Origin of the sequence: Inquilinus sp. (assembly GCF_039594555.1) — a bacterium.
GTDB lineage: Bacteria > Pseudomonadota > Alphaproteobacteria > DSM-16000 > Inquilinaceae > Inquilinus.
The window spans coordinates 1-3,443 of the sequence record NZ_JBCNNF010000573.1; the positions used below are offsets into that span (position 1 = coordinate 1).

A 3,443-nucleotide genomic window follows, 5' to 3' on the forward strand; every position below is an offset into this window, starting at 1 on the left:
CGCGATCTTGAAGTCGCGATACTCCGCGCCCCTGACCGTGCGCTGGACCTGCCCCGGCCGGGCGAAGCTGCGGATCTGCACCTCGGGGGCGGTGAGCGCGGCCCGCACGCTGTCATTCTGCGCGAAGTAGCCGAACATCTGGGAGAAGTCCTGCGCCCGGCAGGCATCCTTGGCCATCTGCAGGACCTCCGCCGGGGACAGAGCCTGCGCCGCCGCCGGGCCGGCCGCCAAAGCCAAGCCAAACGCCAGCGCGATCGTCGCCGCTCGTGTCATCTCGCCGTTCTCTCCCCCAAAGGAACCGCGGGCACTCTTCAGGGCAAATGTGAAGAGATTATGGGGACCCTAGTCCCAGTCGGCGACCTTGCCGGCGGCCAGCCCGTCCTCCGACAGCAGCCGGGCCGTCAGGCGCTCGGCGGCGGCGTCCGGGGCCGGCTGGGCATTGGCGGCCTCCCCCGGGAAGCCCTGCTCGCGCAGGCGGGTGGCCATCGGGCCGGGGTGGAACAGCGCGACGCGCAGCGGCGTCTTCGCCGTCTCGGCGGCGTAGAGCCCGGCCAGGGTGTCCAGCCCGGCCTTGGCCACGGCATAGGCGCTCCAATAGGCGATGCCGCTGCGGGCGATGCGGTCGGTGACGAACACCGCGCGCGGCGCCGCGGCGGCTCGCAGCAGCGCATCGACCGAGCGGATCAGCCGGTAATTGGCGTTGAGGTTGAGGTCCATCACCTGGCCCCAGACCTTCTGGTCGCTGTAGGCGACCGGTCCGAGATGGCCGAGCATCGCGGCGTTGGCGACCAGCAGGTCGAGCTTGCCGAAGCGCTGGGCCAGCGACCCGCCGAGCAGGTCGATCTGCTCGAACTTGAACAGGTCCATCGGCACCAGCGTGGCGGTGCCGCCGACGGCCTTGATGGCGTCGTCGGTCTGCTCCAGCCCGCCGACGGTGCGTGCGGCGCAGACCACATGGGCGCCGGCGGCGGCCAGCCGCACCGCGACCGCAGCGCCGAGGCCGCGCGAGGCACCGGTGACGAGCGCGATGCGCCCCTCCAGGGGCCTCTTGGCTTCGGTCATGAGATCAGACGCGCTCGGAGAGGGCGGAGCTGCGGCGCGGCGCTGCCGAGTGATCGGTCAGCGGCGTCGGATAGTCGCCGGTGAAGCAGGCATCGCAGAACTGCCGGGCATTGCCGGCCCGCTTCGGCGCGCCCATGGCGCGGTAGAGCCCGTCGATCGAGATGAAGGCCAGGCTGTCGACGCCGATCAGCTCCGCCATCTGCTGCACCGAGTAGTTGCTGGCCAGCAGCTTCGACTTCTCCGGCGTGTCGACACCGTAGAAGCAGGGGTTGGTCGTCGGCGGGCTGGAGATCCGCATATGGACTTCCTTGGCGCCCGCGGCGCGCACCATCTTCACGATCTTCTGGCTGGTGGTGCCGCGCACGATCGAATCGTCGACCAGCACCACCCGCCGGCCCTCGATCATCGCCCGGTTGGCGTTGTGCTTCAGGCGCACGCCGAGATGGCGGATCTGGTCGGTCGGCTCGATGAAGGTGCGGCCGACATAGTGGTTGCGGATGATGCCCAGCTCGAAGGGCACGCCGCTCTGCCCGGCAAAGCCGATCGCGGACGGCACGCCCGAATCCGGCACCGGGATGATGACGTCGGCCTCCACCGGCGATTCGATCGCCAGCTCCGCGCCAATCCGCCGCCGCGCCTCGTAGACCGAGGAGCCCTCGACCACGCTGTCGGGCCGGGCGAAGTAGATGTACTCGAAGATGCAGAAGCGCCGCTCGGCCGGCTGGAACGGCTTGATGCTGGTCATGCCGTCGGCGGTCAGCACCACCATCTCGCCCGGCTCGACGTCGCGCACGAACTCGGCATCGATGATGTCCAGGGCGCAGGTCTCCGACGCCAGCACATGGCTGGTGCCGGACGCGGTCTCCAGCTTGCCCAGCACCAGCGGGCGGAAGCCCATCGGGTCGCGGATGCCGATGACATGATCCGGCGACAGGGCAATCAGCGAATAGGCGCCCTCGACCTGGCGCATCGCCTCGACCAGCCGGTCGATCACGTTGCCGCCGCGGGCCGTCGCCATCAGGTGCAGGAACACCTCGGTGTCCGAAGTCGACTGGAACAGGCAGCCGCGGCTGACCAGCTGGTGCCGCAACCGGCCGGCATTGGTCAGGTTGCCGTTATGCGAGATGGCGAAGCCGCCGAACTCGAAATCCGCGAACAGCGGCTGGACGTTGCGCAGCCCGGCGCCACCGGTGGTGGCGTAGCGGTCATGGCCGATGGCGGCGTTGCCCTTGAGCTGGCCGACCACGGACTGGGACGAGAACGCATCGCCGACCAGGCCGTTGGCCCGGTGGACATGGAACTGCTCACCGTCATGGGAGACGATGCCGCAGGCCTCCTGCCCCCGGTGCTGCAGCGCGTGCAGCCCCAGCGCGGTCATCGCGGCGGCCTCGGGATGCCCCATGATGCCAAAGATACCGCACTCCTCACGGAGCGTGTCGCCGGTGAGGTCGAAGGGGTCTGTCGTCAGCATGTGGCCGCGAAGGCTCCTGATCCTGGGCGCCATCGGCGCCATTCGGAACGTCTGGGGCCTATATAATGTCAACCGCCACCGGTTGCACCCGCGTTCGACGGGGGGGCCTAATGCGTCGGCGTCGGGTGTGTCGGCTTGATGCCAGGCGAGGCAGGGGCCGGGCCCGCAGGTTGGGTGTGCTGGGGCTGGGTTTGTTGGGGCTGGACAGGCTGCGGCTGGGCTGGGGCGGGTGCGGGCGTTGCCGGCTGGCCCTGGGGCTGCGCCTGATTCTGGTTCAGCAGGCTGCCGATCGGGTCGGTGACGGTCTGCGGCGTCAGGGCCGGCGCGGCCTCCTTGGCCTTGTCGATGGCGCCGACCAGCGCCTCCTGCGGCACCAGGCTCTTCAGATATTCGGCACCGGCCTGCACCCAGGGCAGCATCCGGGCATTCTCCAGCCAGGGCGGCCGGCGAGTCTCGGGAAACACCCAGGTCAGCAACAGATAGGCCAGGCAGACCAGCACGGCGCCGCGGACGATGCCGAAGACGAAGCCGAGCGAGCGGTCGACGGCGCTGAGGGCCGAGCCCTTCACCACCCGGGCGATCAGATGGCTGATGGTGGAAAAGATCACCAGCGCCACGACGAAGATGCCGACCCCGGTCAGGATGTCGGCCAGTAGTTGCATCTGGATGTACTGGCGCAGATAGGTCTTGGCGTCGTTGAAGGTCCACAGCGTCACCAGCGCGGCGCCGCCCCAGCCGGCGATCGACAGCACCTCGGCCACGAAGCCCCGCGCCAGAGCCAGGAAGGCCGAGATGGCGAGGATGATCAGGATCGCGATGTCGCCGGCGGCGATGGGAAGGCTATCCAGGATCGGTCTCCTCGAAACTCCTGCGGCGGCCTCCCGAGGCGCCGCAGGAGGTTCGAGGAGAC

General features: G+C 69.3%; 4 protein-coding genes. All 4 read right to left on the reverse strand.

Annotated features, from left to right (window positions below):
* Positions 1–273, reverse strand: a 273-nt coding sequence (locus tag ABDW35_RS34245; protein ID WP_343718319.1) for a hypothetical protein, incomplete at its 3' end; no start/stop codon positions are given.
* Between the two features lie 69 nt (positions 274–342).
* On the reverse strand, positions 343–1,062 hold the full coding sequence (locus tag ABDW35_RS34250) for an SDR family NAD(P)-dependent oxidoreductase (protein ID WP_343718320.1): 720 nt from the start codon (positions 1,060–1,062) through the stop codon (positions 343–345).
* 4 nt (positions 1,063–1,066) lie between these two features.
* Positions 1,067–2,533, reverse strand: coding sequence for an amidophosphoribosyltransferase (purF, locus tag ABDW35_RS34255; protein ID WP_343718321.1), 1,467 nt, complete (start codon positions 2,531–2,533; stop codon positions 1,067–1,069).
* Between the two features lie 107 nt (positions 2,534–2,640).
* Positions 2,641–3,443 (reverse strand): CvpA family protein (locus ABDW35_RS34260; protein ID WP_343718322.1); only part of this gene is annotated, 803 nt, incomplete at its 5' end.